Below are 17409 nucleotides of genomic sequence, written 5' to 3' on the forward strand. Positions count from 1 at the left end.
AATCTCGGCCGCTATCCTTCCGCCAGCGGCAGGCCCCGGCTCTCCGGGCTCCAGTGCAGGTCCGGCGTCGTCGCGAACAGGCGCTTGTGGGCGAGCACGGCGTAAGTGTCGGTCATGCCGGCGATGTAGTCGGCGACCCGGCGGGCGATGCGCCCCTCCCCTGCGCCATCGAGCCCGACCCGCCATTCCTCGGGCATGGCTGCCGGGTTCGCCGTGAAGGCGCCGAACAGATCCGCGACGATGATGTCGGCCTGCGCCCGCACCGCCAGCACGCTCGGGTGGCGGTACATCCGCGCGTAGAGGAAGCGCTTGATCGTCGTGTCCGCCTCCGCCAGTGCCGGTGAGAAGGCGACGACCGGTGCCGATGCCCCACGAATGTCCTCTACCGACATCGGCGCCAGGACCTCGATCCGGCGCGTGCTCTCCGCGATCACGTCCTCGACGAAGCGGGTAATGACGCGACGCGCCAGTTCGTGGATCTTTCGCGAGGGTTCCAGCCCGGGATGCAGAGCGTCGATCTCTTCCATCAGCCTGGCGAGGAACGGCACCTCTTCCAGGTCGGAGAGTTCGAACAGACCGGCGCGCAGGCCGTCATCGAGGTCGTGGCTGTCATAAGCGATGTCGTCGGCCAGCGCCGCCGCCTGCGCTTCCGGTCCGGCGAAGCGGCCGAGTTCGAGATCGTGAACGGCGTCGTATTCGAGGATCGCGGCGGGAATCCCCCGCTCGGCCCAGCGCGCGGTCGGGGCTCCCTCGGGCGTCAGCAGAGGCCCGTTGTGCTTGACGAGGCCCTCCAGGGTCTCCCAGGCGAGATTGAGCCCGTCGAATCCGGCATAGCGCCGCTCGAGCCGGGTCACGATGCGCAGCGCCTGGGCGTTGTGGTCGAACCCGCCATGGCCTTTCGTCAGCGCATCGAGGGCGTCCTCGCCGGTATGCCCGAAACAGGTGTGGCCGAGGTCGTGGGACAGCGCCAGCGCCTCCGCGAGATCCTCGTCGAGGCCGAGGGCACGGGCGAGGGCCCGTGCGATCTGGCTGACTTCGAGCGTATGGGTGAGGCGGGTCCGGTAATGGTCGCCCTCGTGATGGACGAAGACCTGGGTCTTGTGCTTCAGGCGCCGGAAAGCGGCCGAATGGATGATCCGGTCGCGGTCGCGCTGGAAGTCGCTGCGGGTGGGCGAGACCGCCTCCGGGATCAGCCGCCCGCGCGTGGCTGCCGGATCGGTGGCGTAGCGCGCCCGCCAGCGTTCGCCCCTGTGCCGCACGTCACCTCCCGAACCCGTCATTTCGCGCCAGGCTCCTACCGCGTTGCAGCGCGTCTCTACGGCGCATATCTTGTGTGGGCTAGCGCTTCTGGCAATCGACGAGAACCCAAGAGCATCACGATGGCCGACATTACCCTGACCCCCCGCGCGGCCAAGCGCATCAACGAGATCATGGGGACCGAGCCTCCCGGTGCGTCCCTGCGGATCAGCGTCAATGGTGGCGGCTGCTCGGGCTTCTCCTATGCCTTCGACATCGAGCGCTCCCGCGCCGATGACGACATGGTGATCGAACGGGATGGCGCGACCGTCCTCGTCGACCCTGTGTCCCTCGAATACATGAGCGGCTCGACCATCGATTTCGCCAACGACCTGATCGGCCAGTCCTTCAAGATCGAGAACCCTCAGGTCACAGCCTCCTGCGGCTGCGGTACGTCGTTCTCGCTCTGAGCCATCGTCTTTCCGTCACATCGCGGCGTGCGGCAGCGCGATTGCCTCGCCGCGGAAACTGCGGCACGGATGCGGTTCGGCGCGGCACCGTTGCACGAAGCGCCTTTTCCGCAGCGCCCCGGATCTGCTCATGAACGTCCCACAAGGCCGTCCCTTCCTCATGCGGGCGGCCGGCCTTTCGGTCTCTGCCCTCCTTGCCCTTGGCGGAGGTGGCCCGATGGGCCCATTGCCGGCCACGGCCCAGGAGGCGGCGTCCGCCGTGCAGGACGTCACGCTCCAGAACGTGACGATGACGTTCGGTGGTACGACCCTCACCGCACCGCAGGTCATCGTCAGCGGTACGCGTCTGACGAAGGACGATCTGCTCGCTCTTCTGAAATCCGGCCCCGAGCCTCTGGCCGCGCGTCTGGCCAAGTTCGATGCTGCCAGCATCGTGATCCCGGAGCTTCGTTCCGAGACCCGGATCGGTACCAAGGCCCAGACGGCGACCTATCGCGACGTGACGGCCAAGGACGTGCGCGGCGGCCGTATCGCCCAGGCGAGTGCCGCTGGGGTGACGGCGGCGGAGGATGGGGGTGAGGCGAGACACAGCGCCAGTTACGGCCGCATCGACATGAAGGACGTCGATCTCGCCGCGATGGCGCGGCTTTACGGCGAGGCAGGCGACGCCAAGAGCCCGATGCTCCGGATCTACGGCAATTTCTCGGCCGCCGACATTGTGATGGAGGCCGAGGGCACTCTGGTGAAGATCGCCCGTCTCGAGGGTAGCGACGTCAGCGGCCGACAGATTCCCGCGACATGGACGGGCGCGCTGGAGGCGATGTCCCGTGTGGACCCGACACAGCCCGCCTCCGCCGACAAGGCGCGGATCCTCGGAACCGTGGCGGACCTGATGGACGGGTTCTCCGTCGGCTCGTTCCAGGCCAGCGGGCTCACGGTCAATCAGACCCATGACGGTGAACCCATGGCGATGACCATGGGACGCATGGCCTTCACCTCCGGAAACCTGACCTTCGAGGATCTCGGCTTCACGGCGGGCGAAGCCAGTGGCAAGCTCTCGCGTATGTCCTTCGCGGGCTTCTCCTTCGCTCCGACCGTGGCGGCCATGCGGAAGCTCTCGGCTCAGGCCGGGGAGCCGACCGAAGCGGATCTGCGGCAGATGACTCCGGTGCTCGGCACCCTGGCAGTGAAGGACCTGCGCCTCGACCTGCCGCCGGACGGGGCACCCGCCGCGCCGAAGCCCCCCGGCAATTCTGCTGGCAAGCCCGCTGCTGCTCCCGCGCTCCCCCCCGTCGCGACGGCTCCCACGCAGATCGGCCTGCGTGACGGTGCCTTCGCCTTCGGGCCGCTGCGCGACGGCCTGCCGACCACCGGCCGGGCCACCCTCTCGGGACTCACCCTGCCCGCTACGGCGGTGGCCGGAATTCCGGGGCTCGGCTCCCTCGGCGCTTACGGCTATCGCGACCTCGACCTGAACGTCGTCGCCGACACGGCCTGGAACGAGGCCGCCAAGGAACTCTCCTTCAGCGAGGTGTCGGTGTCGGGCAAGGACATGGGCAGCGTGAAGGTCAACGGCATCCTGGGCGGTATCGGCCCGGCGGTGTTCGACCCGGATCCGAGCGTCTCGACCTTCGCCATGCTGGGGGCGACTGCCAAGACCCTCGACCTGCGGATCGAGAATAGCGGCCTGTTCGAGCGCTTCATCGCCTCTCAGTCGAAGAGCCTGAGCCTCAAGCCGGAGGAACTGACCCAGGAATACGTGACCGCGACCACGTTCGGCGTTCCGGCGATCCTCGGCAATTCCGCCGGCGCCAAGGCCATCGGCGCGGCTCTGGGCCAGTTCGTGACCCGGCCGGGCACGTTCCTGCTCAGCGCCAAGGCGAAGAATGCCGGCGGCATCGGCATGCTCGAATTCAGTGCGGCCCCGACGCCGGGTGCCGTGCTCGACAGGTTGGACGTCAGCGCGAAGGCGAATTGAGGACGGGCGAGCCGCGCATGCGGCTCCCCTTCCCCAGGCGGGGGGGACGCGAGGCCTGGATCAATCCAGCGCGCGCACCACGATCCGCCCACCCTGGGCCGAGAGGGCCAGGCGGCCTGCCTTGAGGGCAAGCGCCTTCTCGCCGAACAGCGTCCGGCGCCATCCCTGCAGCACCGCGATGTCGGCCTCGTCGTCTTCCGCGATCGCTTCGAGGTCATCCATCGTGGCGACGATCTTGGGCGCCACGTCCTCGGCCTCGCAGACCGCCTTGAGCAGGACCTTCAGCAATTCGACCACGGCGCCGTTGCCGCCCCGGCCCCGGCTGCGCTCGGGCAAGGCAATCTCGGAGAGGTCACGCTGAAAGCCGCGCTCCACGGCGGCCAGGATGTCGGCTCCGGTGCGCGAGCGTTCGAAACCCGCCGGGATCGAGCGGAGGCGTCCCAGGGCCTCGACGCTGCGAGGCGCGGAGGTGGCGATGTCGATCACCGCCTCGTCCTTGAGGATTCGCCCGCGCGGCACGTTGCGGGTCTGGGCCTCGCGTTCGCGCCAGGCCGCCACCTCGGCCAGAACCGCGATTTCGCGCGGTTTGCGCATGCGGCCGGAGAGCCGGCGCCAGGCCTGGGCCGGGTCGGCCTTGTAGGTTTCCGGCGAGGTCAGGACGCTCATCTCCTCGTCGAGCCACTCGCCGCGATCGGTGGAGAGAAGCTTGCCGGCCAGCACCTCGTAGATCGTCACCAGATGGGTCACGTCGGAGAGGGCGTAGCTCGACTGGGCGTCCGAGAGCGGACGGCGCGACCAGTCGGTGAAGCGGGACGACTTGTCGATCTTGGCCTTGGCGACGTCGTTGACCAGCTGCTCGTAGGAGACCGAGTCGCCGTAGCCGCAGACCATGGCGGCGACCTGCGTATCGAAGAACGGCTGCGGCAGCAGCCCGCCGAGCAGCCAGATGATCTCGAGATCCTGGCGTGCCGAGTGGAACACCTTGACCACGCTCTCGTCGGCCATCAGCGCGAAGAATGGCGCGAGGTCGATATCGGGAGACAACGGGTCGACGAGCACGCCCGACCCGTCCGGCCCCGCCATCTGGATGAGGCAGAGCTTGGGGTAGTAGGTCGTCTCCCGCATGAACTCCGTGTCGACGGTAACGAACGGCTGTCCGGCGAAACGGCTGCAAGCCTCGGCGAGGGCCGGCGTGGTAGCTATGAGGTCCATGAGAGCCGGCTATATCGGAGGTTGACGCGTGAGGCGAGATCGTATCTCGCGCCGCGCGCGCCTATCCCCGACATCCCGTGCTGCACTTGCCTCGTCAGGCGGCACGCTTGCGGGACCGGTTCCGGCGAGCGAGGCTGCGCACCAGTTCGGCACGCTCGCGCCTCTGGGCCTCGGCACGGGCGAGAAGCCAGTCGAGGATGCCGGCATTCATCCGGGGGCCGCCTTCCTCGGACAGGCGCCGGATCCGGTCCACCCGAAAGCCGCGATAGCCGCCGCGTGCGCGGTCGATACCGCCCAGCAGCGTCCGGCCGGGTCCGAGCCTCAACTCTCGCGCGCTCAGGCTCCGCGTACTCCAGAGGCCACGGGAATCCTCGTAGACGATCTCGTAGCGGCCTTCGAGCGGCAGAACCTGCCACGCGCCGTGCTTGTGTTCGCCCTGTTCGGCAGTCTTCCGGCGTTCGACAGGAGCGGCGGCCTCGTTCAAAATATCGAAAAATGCGTTTGCATTCATGGACCTGATATGGGGATTCACCCTCGTTTTCGAAAGGTCCTGCCCTCGTTTCCAGGGCCTCGACGGTGCCCGTTCCGGGCTCGTCCCCGCTGCCGCCTACGGGCTCCGCCGCGTGGGGTGGGATCGCCTTCGCCTTGACTTGCCCGCCCTCGCGTGAATGGTGCGCCGCTCAATCTGAAGAGCCCGTCATGCACCGTTATCGTACCCATACCTGCGGGGCGCTCCGCCCGTCCGACGTCGGCGAGACCGTTCGCCTTTCCGGCTGGTGCCATCGCATCCGCGATCATGGCGGCGTGCTCTTCATCGATCTGCGCGACCATTACGGTCGCACCCAATGCGTGGTCGACTCCGATTCGAAGGCGTTCAAGACCGCCAACCTCGCCCGCTCGGAATGGGTGATCCGCATCGACGGCCGCGTGCGCACGCGCCCTGCGGGAACCGAGAATGCCGACCTGCCCACCGGAACGGTGGAGGTCTATATCGACGACATCGAGGTTCTCGGCCCCGCCGGCGAATTGCCGGTGCCGGTCTTCGGCGACCAGGAATACCCGGAGGAGACGCGGCTCAAGTACCGCTTCCTCGATCTGCGCCGTGACAAGCTGCACGCCAACATCATGAAGCGCGGCGCGATCATCGATTCGCTCCGCCGCCGTATGCGCGAGGGCGGCTTCTTCGAGTTCCAGACGCCGATCCTCACCGCCTCCAGCCCGGAAGGCGCGCGTGACTATCTGGTGCCGTCCCGCGTGCACCCTGGCAAGTTCTACGCGCTGCCGCAGGCCCCCCAGCAGTTCAAGCAGCTGACGATGATCGCCGGCTTCGACCGCTACTTCCAGATCGCGCCGTGTTTTCGCGATGAGGATGCCCGCGCCGACCGCTCGCCGGGCGAGTTCTACCAGCTCGACATCGAGATGAGCTTCGTCACCCAGGAGGACGTGTTCCAGTCGGTGGAGCCGGTCCTGCGCGACGTCTTCAAGGAATTCGCCGAGGGTAAGCGCGTCACCGAGACCTTCCCGCGCATCCCCTATGCCGAGGCGATGCTGAAATACGGCGTCGACAAGCCGGATCTGCGCAACCCGCTGATCATCGCCGACGTGACGGACGAGTTCGCCCGCGACGAGGTCGAGTTCAAGGCCTTCAAGGGCGTGATCAAGTCCGGCGGGGTCGTTCGCGCCATCCCGGCGACGGGGGCGGCGACGCAGTCGCGCTCGTTCTTCGACAAGCTCAACGACTTCGCCCGCTCCGAGGGCGCGCCGGGCCTCGGCTACATCATCTTCGAGGACGACAACGGCACGGTCACCGGCAAGGGCCCGATCGCCAAGTTCATTCCTTCGGAGATCCAGGCCCTCATCCGCGAAAAGACCGGCACGAAGGCCGGCGACGCCGTGTTCTTCTCCGCCGGTACCGAGGCCAAGGCCGCGGCTCTGGCCGGCAAGGCCCGCATCCGCATCGCGGACGAGCTGAACCTCTCCGACAAGGATCAGTACGCGTTCTGCTGGATCACCGACTTCCCGATGTACGAGTGGAACGAGGACGAGAAGCGGATAGACTTCTCCCACAACCCGTTCTCGATGCCGAATTTCGACCGCGAGGAGTTCCTCGCCCTCGATCCGAGCGAGTCCGAAAAGATCCTCGGCATCAAGGCGTTCCAGTACGACATCGTCTGCAACGGCACGGAGCTGTCCTCCGGCGCGATCCGTAACCACCGCCCCGAGGTGATGGAGAAGGCCTTCGGTCTGGCCGGTTACGGCCAGGAGGTGCTGGAGGAGAAGTTCGGCGGCATGCTCAATGCCCTGAAACTCGGCGCCCCGCCGCACGGCGGCATCGCACCGGGAATCGACCGCATCGTCATGCTGCTCTGCGGCGAGCAGAACCTGCGTGAGGTGGTGCTGTTCCCGATGAACCAGCGCGCCGAGGATCTGATGATGGGGGCCCCTGCCGAGGCGACTCCGAAGCAGCTGCGCGAGCTCCACATCCGTCTCAACCTGCCGGAGAAGCAGGGCTGAGAAACCTTCGCCCGGCCGGCCACGATGCCTTCCCTCGTCGCCATCGTCGTTGCCCATGACAGCGCCCATGCGCTTCCGTCGTGCCTCGCGGCCCTGGCGGCGGAGCATGTGCCTGCCGTCGTGGTCGACAATGCGAGCCGTGATGCCTCGGCGAGCGTCGCCGAGGCGGCCGGCGCAAAAGTGGTCCGCAACCTCCGCAACGAGGGCTACGGTCGGGCCAATACCATCGGGATCCGGGCCGCCGAGCGCGCCGAGCGCGTGCTCATTCTCAACCCGGACATCGTGGTTCAGGCAGGAGCGGTCGATGCCCTGCTGCGGGCCGCCGCCGCCTATCCCGATGCCGGGCTGCTGGCGCCGCGCCTGATGGAGCCGGACGGGCGCTTCTTCTACCAGCCGCGCTCGCTGCTCGCGCCCTATCTGACCAATCCGCCAGGCAACCGTGCCTTGCCCGAGGGCGATGCCTGTGCGCCCTTCCTGTCGGGCGCCTGCCTGATGATCCGGCGCGACCTGTTCCTCGACCTCGGCGGGTTCGATCCGAACATCTTCCTGTTCTATGAAGATGACGACTTGTGTCGCCGGGTCGCCGATGCCGGTCGCTCCCTGGTCCATATTCACGGGGCGGTCGCCTTGCATGGGCGCGGGCGTTCATCCGCGCCTGAGCCGGGCCGGGTCTTCCGCACCCGCTGGCACCAGGCCTGGTCACGGGCCTACGTTTCACGCAAATATGGTCTGCCCGATCCGAGCTCCCGGATGCTTGCCGTGAACGCCCCGAAGGCAGCTCTGGCCTCCTTGAGCTTCCGCCGGCAATTGCTCGAACGCTATGCCGGTTCGACCGCGGGCGCCCTCGCCGCTATTCGTGGCCGCACGGCTCTCGCGCAGGAAGGGCTGGCATGACCCTGCTCAATCCAACGGACGCCCTGGCCCGCGCCGTGGCCGGCGTCGCGTCACATGGCTTCCTGATTGTCGCCCGCAACACGCGCGGCGACAGCGTCTATCTCAAGCCGGAGGGCAGCGTCTTCGCCCTGCGCGTCTCGAACCATGCGCGAACCCCGAAGCAGCGGGCGAACCATCCGGATTCGGTGACGAGCCTCGTCATCCGCCAGCCGAAGACAGAAAGTCAGATCGACGCCCTGGTGGCGGAGGCCCTGCGGAATTACGCGGGAGAGTGCCGGAAGCGGGAGGGCTAAGGCCCGCCGGATCGCGGTGAAGGTCCCGCGATCAGGGAGCCGGTGCCGTTCCCATTGGACACGGCGTCGGGTTGACTGCCTTCAGCCTTCCGCTGCGTCGTCCCGGAAATAGGGCTCCACCGGGCCCTTCAGCTTCACCGTCATCGGGTTGCCGGCCCGATCCAGGGTCTTGCCGGCCGACAGGCGGACCCAGCCCTCGCTGACGCAGTATTCCTCGACATTGGTTTTCTCGACGCCCTTGAAACGGATGCCGATGCCGCGTTCGAGGATGGCCTCGTTGTAGAACGGGCTGTTGGGGTTCACCGCGAGGCGGTCGGGAGGCGTGTCGGACATCGTCTGTGCCTTGAAGTCGATCGATCGTCAGTGTGGGTATGAAACAGTCCGGGTAAGGGATTCAGGCGGCGCCCGCAACGCCGGCCGCCCGTGCCGCGCGCGCGGCCGCAATCAACTCGGCGACACGATCGCTCTGGAGCAGCGGCACGAGCGGGCGGATCGTTGCGGGATCGAGCTCCCACCAAGCCGTCTCCAACAGGCCCGCCACCAGACCCGGATCGAAGCGGGAGCGCACCACCCGGCCAGGATTGCCGACCACCACCGCATAGGGCGGCACGTCGCGGGAGACGACGGCATGGGCCCCGATCACCGCTCCATGTCCGATGGTGACGCCCGACAGGATCAGGCAACCGGAGCCGAGCCAGACGTCGCTGCCGATCGTCACGTCGCCGCGTGATGCCTGGTCGTCGACCGACGCGTCCACCCCCGGCCACAGCCCCGCCATGGCTGCGAAAGGATAGGTGGTCGCCCAGTCGAGGCGATGCCCGCCCCCGAGAAGGATCTCGACCTTGTCGGCGATGGAACAATACCGCCCGATCGTAAGGTGCCGCCCAGCTTCCGGGAACCGCACTTTGGGACGGCCATAGGAGTATTCCCCGATGGAGAAACCGTAAGTTTTCACCAATTTCTCGAGGTGGATCCGGGTTTGGTTGTGCGGGTTGCGCCCACTCCGCAGGCGGTGCAACAGGGACGTCAACCAACGCATCCCGACGTCCGGCGGGAGAGTCCGGCGGAGCCGAAAAGGCCCGTCAGTGAGGGAGTGAGGCTCATGGGCGACAATATGTCTGACGATCTCAAGTCCGGAGCCCTCGTCTACCATCGTCTACCCCGGCCCGGAAAGCTCGAGATCCAGGCGACGAAGCCGCTGGGCAACCAGCGAGATCTGGCGCTGGCCTACTCGCCCGGCGTCGCCGCCGCCTGCATGGCGATTTACGAGGATCCGCAGGAGGCGGCCAACCTCACCATCCGCCAGAACCTGGTCGCCGTGCTGACCAACGGGACCGCCGTGCTCGGCCTCGGCAATATCGGCCCGCTGGCCTCGAAGCCGGTGATGGAGGGCAAGGCCGTCCTGTTCAAGAAGTTCGCCGATATCGACGTGTTCGATATCGAGGTCGACCAGACCGACGTGTCGAAGCTCGTGGACGTGGTCTGCTCCCTCGAGCCGACCTTCGGCGGCATCAACCTCGAGGACATCAAGGCTCCCGAGTGTTTCGAGGTCGAGGAGCAGTGTCGGGCGCGGATGAACATCCCCGTCTTCCACGACGACCAGCACGGCACGGCGATCATCGTCGCGGCGGGTGTGCTCAACGCCCTCGAACTCGCCGGCAAGCAGCTTCCGGAGGTCCGGATCGTGACCTCGGGCGCGGGTGCGGCGGCTTTGGCCTGCCTGAACTTGCTCGTGTCGCTCGGGGCCCGTGTCGAGAACATCACGGTCACCGACATCAAGGGCGTGGTCTACAAGGGCCGCACCGAGTTGATGGATCGCTGGAAGGACGTCTACGCGCAGGAGACCGAGGCCCGGACCCTGGCCGAGGTCATTCCGGGTGCCGACGTGTTCATCGGCCTCTCGGCCGGTGGCGTGCTGAAGCCGGAATACCTGGAGAAGATGGCCGAGAAGCCGCTGATCATGGCGCTGGCCAACCCCTACCCTGAGATCATGCCGGACCTGGCGCAGGAGAAGCGCCCCGACGCGATGATCTGCACCGGGCGTTCGGACTTCCCCAATCAGGTCAACAACGTCCTCTGCTTCCCCTACATCTTCCGGGGCGCCCTCGATGTCGGCGCCACCTCGATCAACGAGGAAATGAAGCAGGCCGCCGTGAAGGCCATCGCCGCGCTCGCCCGTGAGACCCCGTCCGACGTGGTCGCCCGCGCCTATGGCGGCGAGGCCCGGCCCTTCGGCCGGCATTCGCTGATCCCGAGCCCGTTCGATCCGCGCTTGATCCTGCGGATCGCGCCGGCCGTGGCCAAGGCCGCGATGGATTCCGGCGTCGCCGGCCGTCCGCTCGAGAACATCCAGGCCTATGCCGACAGCCTCGACCGGTTCGTCCACCGCTCGGGCTTCATCATGAAGCCGATCTTCTCCAAGGCCAAGGAAGCGCCCAAGCGCGTCATCTACGCCGAAGGCGAGGACGAGCGTGTGCTCCGCGCCGCCCAGGCCATCGTCGAGGATCAGGTGGCGCGGCCCATTCTGGTCGGCCGCCCGCGTGTCATCGAGACCCGGATCAAGCGCTTCGGGCTCTCGATCAAGCAGGGCACCGATTTCGACCTGATCGATCCCGAGGACGATCCGCGCTACCGGGACTATGTCGCCACCTATCTCGAGGCGGCGGGCCGGCGCGGCATTACTCCGGACGCCGCCCGCACCCTGGTGCGGACGAATTCCACGGTGATCGGCGCGGTCGCCGTGCGCCGGGGCGAGGCGGACGCGCTGATCTGCGGCCTGGAGGGCCGGTTCGAGACACGTCTGCGGGTGATCCGCGACGTGATCGGTCTCGCGCCGGGCGTGCTCGACTTTGCCGCCATGAGCCTCGTCATCACGAAGAAGGGCGCGTTCTTCCTGGCCGATACCCATGTCCGTCCGGATCCGACCGCCGAGGAGATCGCCGATGTCGCGGTGGCCTGCGCCGGGCATGTCTCGCGGTTCGGCATGACGCCGAAGATCGCTCTTCTGAGCCATTCGGATTTCGGCCAGTCCGATTCCCGCTCGGCCATCAAGATGCGCACCGCGCTGGGCCTGATCCAGGCTCGCAAGCCCGAACTTCAGGTGGATGGCGAGATGCAGGCCGATAGTGCCCTGTCCGACCTGATCCGCGACCGGGTGCTGCCGGGTTCACCCCTCAAGGGTGCGGCCAACGTGCTGATCTTCCCCAATCTCGATGCGGCCAACATCGCCTTCCAGTTCTCGAAGGTTCTCGCCGATGCTCTTCCGGTGGGGCCGCTCCTGATCGGACCGGCGAAGCCCGCTCACATCCTGTCGCCCTCCGTGACGGCGAGGGGCATCGTTAACGTCACGGCTGCAGCGGTGGTGGAAGCGCAAGCGACCTCCGTGGAATCGAGGGCAGCCGCGGCCGAGCCGGGAGTGACCCCGCTCTCGGAATAGGACGCCCTGGCCGGTCGTCTCGAACCTTCCGGCATCGTCATCGCAAAGGCCCCCGGATCGAATGGTCCGGGGGCCTTTTTGTCGTGTCCCTGTCGCTTGGGGATAGGATCAGGCTTGTCGCTCGCCGTAGGCGATGGCCGGGCCCATGGCGCCGAAGCAGCCGCCCAATCCGGAGGAAACTCCTTGGCCGACGGATTGCATACAGGACTCAGGACGAGCCTTCCCATCGGAGAAGTCCATGTGCCTCGGTGACGATCCCAACTGCGCGCATTTCGCCGAACATCGGCAGCGGTTCCTCGGCGATCTCGCACCCGAGCGGCGTGCCTTTCTCAAGAGCGGATTCGTCGCGACTGGAGGTGCCGCGGCACTGGCCGCAGGCGGCTTGTCCCTCGTCGGCCCCGCCCTGGCGCAAGCCAGTGCCAAGGGCATCAAACAAACGGCGCATTACCACCTGCCGGCAACGGCCGAGACGGTGCATTGGGGTTATTTCTCGAAGCTGCTGAAGCCCCAAGTCGAGATCGCCTCCGGCGACTACGTCACGATCGAGACCCTGACCCACCACGCCAACGACGATGCCGAGCGCATGGTGACGGGAGATCCCGGCGCCGAGAGCGTATTCCTCTGGACCAAGGAGAAGAAGGGCGTGGCCCGCCGGGGCGCCGGACCGGAAACCGGCCCGCTCGGACCGGGCGGAGGGCTCGGCGTGCATATCTGCACTGGCCCGGTGGCGATCCGAGGCGCCGAGCCCGGCGATGTGCTGGAGGTCCGCATCCTCGACGTGGCGCCGCGCCCCTGCGCCAACCCCGCCTTCAAAGGGCGCAGCTTCGGCAGCAACGCCGCCGCCTGGTGGGGCTACCATTACAAGGACATGATCACCGGCGACCGGTCGCGCGAGGTCGTCACCATCTACGAGGTCGACGCTACCGGCGCGCGCGATTGGGCGAAGGCGGTCTACAATTTTCGCTGGCCCGGCGTCACCGATCCATTCGGCGTAGCGCATCCGACCATCGATTATCCAGGCATCCCCGTCGACCACACCAAGACACAGCGCAACTTCGACGTGCTCAAGGGCGTGCGCGTGCCGATCCGCCCGCATTTCGGCACGATGGGCCTCGCGCCCAAGGAAGCCGACATGGTGAACTCGATTCCACCGAGCTACACCGGCGGCAATATCGACAATTGGCGCATCGGCAAGGGCGCGACGATGTATTACCCGGTGGCAGTGCCGGGCGCCCTTTTCTCGGTGGGCGACCCGCATGCGAGCCAGGGCGATTCCGAGCTTTGCGGCACGGCCATCGAATGCTCGCTCACCGGCACGTTCCAGTTCATCCTGCACAAGAAGGCCGACCTGGCCGGTACCGCGCTCGAATCCCTCGATTTCCCGATGATCGAGACGTCAGAGGATTGGGTGCTGTCCGGCTTCAGTTACCCGAACTACCTCGCCGATCTCGGCCCTGAGGCGCAGAGCGAGATCTTCGCCAAATCCTCCATCGACCTCGCCATGCGCGACGCCTTCCGTAAGATGCGATCCTTCCTGATGCAGGCGAAGGGGCTCACCGAGGACGAGGCGATCTCGCTCATGTCCATCGCCGTCGATTTTGGCATCACCCAGGTGGTGGACGGCAATTGGGGCGTCCACGCCATCGTCAAGAAGTCGATCTTCGCGGACAGGCCGGCGTGAAGACACCGAGGCAGCGGCCGGAATTTCCGGTCGTCGCCTCGTGAAGACGACGGCAATGACGGAGGCTGCCCGTATTGGACCTCTCCGGGGGGGGGGTGACTAGGCCGTTCGGCCAGCTTGTGTCCCGACAGGGCTCCCCTGACAGGCCCGTTCGGCGCCGGCTCCCTTGCGACGCGATCGCCTGACCGCATCGGCATAGCGGAATTTCGGCTCCCACCACGGCGGCTGACTACATAATAGATTCTGCTTTTGCCTACAAAGTATCTCTTAATCAAGATAAATCAATTAACAATTCTGTGTTTATGCTGGATGAGTTTGATACTCGATAGCAGAGCGTATTTTAGCATGGTATGGACCGGCGGAGTTGGCGGATTTTTTCGGCAAACTCGATCCCTCATCATGGATCGCCAAGGTGTATCGGCGGTCGAATTCGCCTTGATCGCACCCGTTCTGCTTCTGATGCTGGGGGCGTTCTTTACCGTCGCAATCTTTATACGGACCCACACCACAATCTCGACCTCTGCGCGGGAGGCCGCACGTGGCGTGGCGGTGGGATACATGACCGCTGCGGAGGCAAAGCAGTTCGCTGAATCTCATTCTCTGGACGATCCCGGCGTCGTCGCAACGGCCAATATCGATCCCGCCACCAAAGGGGACGAAGCCGACCGGGATGTCGTCGTCACCATTGAGATCACCAAGGCCGAAATGGCCAAGATCACACCGTTCGGCGGTTTTTCGGCCGGCGTCACGTCGCGGGCCGTCATGCGGAGTCTGGCGGAATGACGAAACTCCGTCCCTCCCATATCCGCGCCTTTTCGGCAGGCCGCGGCGGAAACGTCGCCCTGATCTTTGCCTTCGTCCTACCGGTGATGGTGGGGGTCGGGGGGCTCGTCATCGATTTCGGAGCGGCGGTCCTCGAGAAGAATACTCTCATGACCAGCGCCGAGGCCGCGGCTCTCGCCACGGCCAGCTACATCGGGGCGGCGGACCGGAGCGCGGCCCTGGCGACGGCGCAGCTCTATGCGCGGCAGAACCGGCCGACCGTCGATCAACTCGTCACCAATGCCGATCTGGAGTTCGGAAAGTGGGAAAACGGCGCCTTCACCGTCGACGAGAACGCCAATGCCGTACGCGTCACGGCATCGCGAACGACGGCCAAGGGAAACAGCTTCAAGACCTCGTTCGCGAAGCTCTTCGGCTCTGATTTCTGGGAGATCTCCGCGAGCGCGATCGCACTCGCCAATCCGATGTGCATCCTGATCCTCCATCCGGATCATTCCAATGCTTTCGACATCGATCCCGGAGCACAGATCGATGCGCCGGATTGTGGCGTGCAGGTCAACTCGAAGCATCACTCCGCGTTGGAGATCGGAAGCTCGTCTTACGTCAACGTCAGCAGCATCCGCGTCGTCGGCGGGGTCGGCATGCACAGCACGGCAACTGTACGACCCGCTCCCATGACGGGAGCCGTACCGGTCGCAGATCCTTATGCGTCGCTGGCTCCTCCGGTCAACGAGACTTGCGGGGGTGCCAAGTTGATCAATAAAGATACGGCAGCGAAAACGATCGAACCAAGCTTTGCTTTCTGCAAAGGCTTAACGATCGACGATGCGTCCGTGACTTTATCACCAGGCGTCTATGTCATCAAGGGACCGCTCACGCTGAAGAACGGGGCTTCGATCAAAGGCAATGACGTAATCATCTATATGGATGGGCTGGGGAGCGATATCTTCTTCCACAGCAAGACGAGCTTCGAGCTGAAGGCCCCGACGACGGGACCTTACGCGGGGATCGTTCTCTGGTCGGACAAAAGAAACACCCACGATCACGACATATACTCGAAGTTCGGTGCCTCGGCCGAAGGGACGATCTATGCCCCCAGCAGTCAGGTCGAGTTCGAGAACGACGTCGTATGGGAGGCCAATTGCATTCGTATCATCGTGTCCCGCCTCGAACTCGACAACGACTCGAAGTATCGCGCCTCGAATCCGAACGCGAATTGCAGCAACAACGTCTATAAGGGGACTACTCGCCTCGTCCGGTGACAAGTCTCGGACGTGAGCCCGCGCCGTTCACGGCCGTTGTCCTGAGAACCCCTCGTGTCGAGAGGTCCGCCCCGCGGCGCTTGTTTTCAAAACGTCAGGGACAGGCGATCCGCCCCTCCATCCCCAGAATCCGACCGAGACCGCGGACGCGGTTGAGGAGGCGGTCTCCGGGAAGCGCGGCCAGGTCCGCCGGCAGGGTCAGGGTCACCCGTCGATCGTCCAAGAGGAGGGGCAGGCGCGCCAGGGCTCCCTCCATCCCCGCCGAGACCGGGAAGGCGATGCGCAGGAGCGCGCCGAGGAGCCGGGCGCGCTCGAACAGGCGTGGTCCGGCGAGGCTGCGCAGCATCGGGCTCGCCTTCTCGGCAGCGACGCCCTCGTGACGGAAATACACTGCCAGCGCGAGATAGGCCCGGCCCGGATGGTCGATGCCCACGAAGGCGGCATGGGTGATGATGTTGATGCTCTGCTCGCCCCGGTAATCGGGATGCGCGCGCCAGCCGATATCCGACAGGAGACAGGCGGCGTGGCGCAGGCGGCGCTCGTCGGCGGTTTCCGGCCCGTCGAGGGTGGCGACGAAGCGGTCGGTCCAGGTGATGAGATCGGCGCCATGGCCCGGCGAGCGGGCGCGGAGCCGGTTGAGTTCCGCCGCCGCCGCGAGAAGCGGGTCGGTCAGGCGCGTGTCGCGGTCGAGCTGCTCGTACAGCAGGCCCTCGCGGACGCCGCTCGCCGAGATGGCGAGTTCACGCGGACGGCCGACGCGGATGATCTCCTCCAGCACCACGGCACCGTAGGCGAGAAGGGGCCTGCGCGCCTCGGAGACCGCTTCCACGTCCTGCAGCAGGGCGGCGTCGGTGCGTTCGACCACTTCGAGGAAGCTCAGCTCGTCCGACGGCTCGATGCTGTAGCCGTGCATGACGTGGAGCGGGTAGCCCCGCGCTGCCTGGTGCAGGCGGGCCAACGCCCGCCATGTGCCGCCGACCGCGTAGAAGCTGCGACCGCGCAGGGTTTCCAACTGGGGGGCCGCCTTGGCGAGGTTCTCGCGGGCGATCTTGAGGGCCTTCTTCACCGACCCGCCGGACAGGTCCTGAAGGGCGAGGCCGCCCAGCGGCATGGTCACGCCCTGCCCTACTGTGGCGCCCCGTACGTCCACGAGTTCGAGGGAGCCGCCGCCGAGATCGCCCACGACCCCGTCCGGCGTGTGGAACCCGGAAATCACGCCGAGGGCCGAGAGCTCAGCCTCCCGCCGACCGGACAGGAGTTCGATCCTGTGGCCGCAGGCGGCCTCCGCCGCGGCGAGGAATTCCGGGCCGTTCTGCGCGTCGCGCGCGGCGGCCGTGGCCAGCACGAAGACACGGCCGACCTTCATCGTCTCGCAGAGGATGCGGAAGCGCGCGAGCGCGCTGAGCGCGCGCCGGACCGCCTCCTCGTTGAGCCGGCCCGTGCTGAACACGTTGCGGCCCAGCCCACACAGGACTTTCTCGTTGTAGAGCGGCGTCGGCGCGCGGTTCAGACCGTCATAGGCCACGAGCCGCACGGAATTCGAGCCGATGTCGATGATCGCCACCGGTTCCACGCGGTCCTGCACGCCGGGATCTCCTTGAGTCGTGAAGCCTAGACCCGACCTGCCGTCACGAGGAAGTCCCATGACCA

General features: G+C 66.4%; 15 protein-coding genes. 9 read left to right on the forward strand and 6 right to left on the reverse strand.

Annotated elements, in window-relative coordinates; all coding sequences use genetic code 11:
• Nucleotides 1–11: 11 nt before the first annotated feature.
• Entirely contained in the window at nt 12–1280 is a 1269-nt protein-coding gene (locus RQI43_RS11240) for a deoxyguanosinetriphosphate triphosphohydrolase (protein ID WP_311275205.1), read from the reverse strand.
• A gap of 99 nt (nt 1281–1379) precedes the next feature.
• On the opposite strand from RQI43_RS11240, the gene RQI43_RS11245 reads away from it, so the two are divergent.
• Both RQI43_RS11245 and RQI43_RS11250 read left to right on the forward strand, forming a co-directional pair.
• Nucleotides 1380–1706, forward strand: a complete 327-nt coding sequence (locus tag RQI43_RS11245; protein WP_056424199.1) for an iron-sulfur cluster assembly accessory protein — start codon at nt 1380–1382, stop codon at nt 1704–1706.
• Nucleotides 1707–1836: 130 nt separating this feature from the next.
• On the forward strand, nt 1837–3684 hold the full coding sequence (locus tag RQI43_RS11250) for a hypothetical protein (RefSeq protein ID WP_311275206.1): 1848 nt from the start codon (nt 1837–1839) through the stop codon (nt 3682–3684).
• Nucleotides 3685–3744: 60 nt separating this feature from the next.
• On the opposite strand, the gene rnd is transcribed toward RQI43_RS11250, so the two are convergent.
• Together rnd and RQI43_RS11260 are read right to left on the reverse strand one after the other, a co-directional pair.
• Nucleotides 3745–4896, reverse strand: coding sequence for a ribonuclease D (gene rnd / locus RQI43_RS11255; RefSeq protein WP_056424197.1), 1152 nt, complete (start codon nt 4894–4896; stop codon nt 3745–3747).
• 94 nt (nt 4897–4990) lie between these two features.
• Entirely contained in the window at nt 4991–5407 is a 417-nt protein-coding gene (locus RQI43_RS11260; RefSeq protein ID WP_311275207.1) for a hypothetical protein, read from the reverse strand.
• Between the two features lie 188 nt (nt 5408–5595).
• Here RQI43_RS11260 and aspS point away from each other — a divergent pair, with 188 nt between their 5' ends.
• Genes aspS through RQI43_RS11275 form a run of 3 tightly spaced genes read left to right on the forward strand, consistent with a single transcriptional unit; the run spans nt 5596 to nt 8597 of the window.
• Nucleotides 5596–7410 carry an aspartate--tRNA ligase gene (gene aspS / locus RQI43_RS11265; protein WP_311275208.1) on the forward strand — a complete coding sequence of 605 codons (1815 nt, stop codon included), beginning with the start codon at nt 5596–5598 and terminating at the stop codon, nt 7408–7410.
• A gap of 24 nt (nt 7411–7434) precedes the next feature.
• The gene (locus tag RQI43_RS11270; RefSeq protein ID WP_311275209.1) at nt 7435–8304 is read left to right on the forward strand and encodes a glycosyltransferase family 2 protein; all 870 of its coding nucleotides are present in this window, start codon (nt 7435–7437) and stop codon (nt 8302–8304) included.
• A complete protein-coding gene (locus tag RQI43_RS11275; RefSeq protein ID WP_311275210.1) occupies nt 8301–8597 on the forward strand; it encodes a hypothetical protein in 297 nt (98 codons plus the stop codon). The genes RQI43_RS11270 and RQI43_RS11275 overlap by 4 nt, the downstream gene beginning before the upstream one ends.
• Before the next feature lie 81 nt (nt 8598–8678).
• Here RQI43_RS11275 and RQI43_RS11280 read toward each other — a convergent pair whose 3' ends face one another.
• Entirely contained in the window at nt 8679–8930 is a 252-nt protein-coding gene (locus RQI43_RS11280; protein ID WP_056424187.1) for a DUF3297 family protein, read from the reverse strand.
• A 61-nt stretch (nt 8931–8991) separates the two neighbouring features.
• Complete coding sequence (locus RQI43_RS11285; RefSeq protein WP_056424519.1) at nt 8992–9615, reverse strand: CatB-related O-acetyltransferase; 624 nt, start codon at nt 9613–9615, stop codon at nt 8992–8994.
• Between the two features lie 84 nt (nt 9616–9699).
• Here RQI43_RS11285 and RQI43_RS11290 point away from each other — a divergent pair, with 84 nt between their 5' ends.
• The 4 genes from RQI43_RS11290 to RQI43_RS11305 all read left to right on the forward strand — a co-directional run bounded on the left by RQI43_RS11290 (nt 9700) and on the right by RQI43_RS11305 (nt 15759).
• The gene (locus RQI43_RS11290) at nt 9700–12033 is read left to right on the forward strand and encodes an NADP-dependent malic enzyme (protein WP_281435339.1); all 2334 of its coding nucleotides are present in this window, start codon (nt 9700–9702) and stop codon (nt 12031–12033) included.
• Nucleotides 12034–12271: 238 nt separating this feature from the next.
• Nucleotides 12272–13714 carry an acetamidase/formamidase family protein gene (locus RQI43_RS11295; RefSeq protein ID WP_311275211.1) on the forward strand — a complete coding sequence of 481 codons (1443 nt, stop codon included), beginning with the start codon at nt 12272–12274 and terminating at the stop codon, nt 13712–13714.
• Between the two features lie 399 nt (nt 13715–14113).
• Nucleotides 14114–14497 (forward strand): pilus assembly protein, encoded by a 384-nt coding sequence (locus RQI43_RS11300; RefSeq protein WP_311275212.1) that lies wholly within the window; start codon nt 14114–14116, stop codon nt 14495–14497.
• Nucleotides 14494–15759, forward strand: coding sequence for a pilus assembly protein TadG-related protein (locus RQI43_RS11305; RefSeq protein ID WP_311275213.1), 1266 nt, complete (start codon nt 14494–14496; stop codon nt 15757–15759). The genes RQI43_RS11300 and RQI43_RS11305 overlap by 4 nt, the downstream gene beginning before the upstream one ends.
• 94 nt (nt 15760–15853) lie before the next feature.
• On the opposite strand, the gene ppx is transcribed toward RQI43_RS11305, so the two are convergent.
• The gene (ppx, locus tag RQI43_RS11310; RefSeq protein WP_210348393.1) at nt 15854–17404 is read right to left on the reverse strand and encodes an exopolyphosphatase; all 1551 of its coding nucleotides are present in this window, start codon (nt 17402–17404) and stop codon (nt 15854–15856) included.
• Nucleotides 17405–17409: the final 5 nt, after the last annotated feature.

The sequence above is a fragment of the Methylobacterium sp. WCS2018Hpa-22 genome (assembly GCF_031843785.1).
Classification (GTDB): Bacteria; Pseudomonadota; Alphaproteobacteria; order Rhizobiales; family Beijerinckiaceae; genus Methylobacterium.